Origin of the sequence: Idiomarina xiamenensis 10-D-4 (assembly GCF_000299895.1) — a bacterium.
Lineage (GTDB): Bacteria > Pseudomonadota > Gammaproteobacteria > Enterobacterales > Alteromonadaceae > Idiomarina > Idiomarina xiamenensis.
In genome coordinates this window covers 1-1,160 of record NZ_AMRG01000053.1, presented here as the reverse complement: position 1 = coordinate 1,160, position 1,160 = coordinate 1, and the positions used below count along the sequence as shown (strand labels likewise).

Genomic DNA, 1,160 nt, shown 5'->3' with positions numbered 1-1,160 from the left:
TTAACCTCAACTATCCTGAAATAGATAACGCCTAACGGCAACGGCATGCGTCTGATCAGCTGCCTAACAACCGTTAGCGATAAGGATTTCATCAACCTAAGGATAGTACTATGTTAAAAACGACACTCATGGCGTTTACCGTTAGCACTTTATTAACCGCTGCACCGGGCTTTGCAAAAACCTTTGAACAGGCTCCCTTACCCTACGACACCGACGCCTTAGCGCCGGTTATTGACCAACAAACCATGGACATTCACTACAACCGTCATCATGCCGGTTACGTCAAAAAACTGAATCAAGCCGTGGCTGACAACGCGGAGTTGCAGGACATGGAGCTGCAAGACATCGTCGAGAATGTGTCTAATTACAGCGACGCCGTACGTAATAATGCCGGTGGCCATTATAACCACTCACTGTTTTGGCAAGTCATGGCACCCGTAGGGGACGGTGGTGAACCATCGCCAGCGTTACAGCAAGCGATTCAACAAGCGTTTGGCTCGCAACAACAATTACAAAGCGCCTTTAACGAACAAGCGGCAACCCGCTTTGGCTCGGGCTGGGCGTGGTTGATCGTCGATGACCAAGGCAAATTGCAAGTCACCAGTACCGCCAATCAAGACAACCCGCTGATGGATGTTGTCGAACAGCAAGGTACACCCATTCTAGGTTTGGACGTGTGGGAACACGCCTATTATTTGAAATATCAAAACAAGCGTGGCGACTACACACAAGCTTGGTGGAAGCTGGTTAACTGGCAAGAAGTGAGCAAACGCTATCAACAAGCAACCATGTAATTAACACGGATATCGCAGCCCGACGACAATTTGTTGCTGTTGCCGGGCTGTCAACTCAATACTTACCGCTAACCGTGTAACATTAACCCCGCTTAGCCCGCTGCCGATGTGCGGCAGCCTTCATACGATTACCGCACAACGCCATACTGCACCAACGACGACGATGCGACTTAGTTTGGTCATGAAACCACAAGATACAATCACTCGCTTCGCACTGCTTAATCAACTCCGGTTTAGCCGTCGTCATCAACTCCGCGAACGCCTCTGCAACGGGATACAACAACGCTTCATCGCTACCTGAACTAGGCCTTGATAGCAAACGATGCTGCTGGCTATCGGCTTGCCATTGCAAGCTTTGTATTGGCG

At 49.7% G+C, this 1,160-nt stretch carries 2 protein-coding genes; one reads left to right on the top strand and one right to left on the bottom strand.

Going from position 1 to position 1,160, the window contains the following annotated elements; all coding sequences use genetic code 11:
- Positions 1-110: 110 nt before the first annotated feature.
- Complete coding sequence (locus A10D4_RS13380) at positions 111-794, top strand: superoxide dismutase (protein ID WP_008490168.1); 684 nt, start codon at positions 111-113, stop codon at positions 792-794.
- An 82-nt stretch (positions 795-876) separates the two neighbouring features.
- Here A10D4_RS13380 and A10D4_RS13375 read toward each other — a convergent pair.
- Positions 877-1,160, bottom strand: a 284-nt coding sequence (locus A10D4_RS13375) for a CGNR zinc finger domain-containing protein (RefSeq protein WP_008490167.1), incomplete at its 5' end; no start/stop codon positions are given.

Coding starts and splice junctions, on each gene's coding strand:
- A10D4_RS13380 (WP_008490168.1), top strand. CDS start 111: ATGTTAAAAACGACACTCATGGCGTTTACCGTTAGCACTTTATTAACC.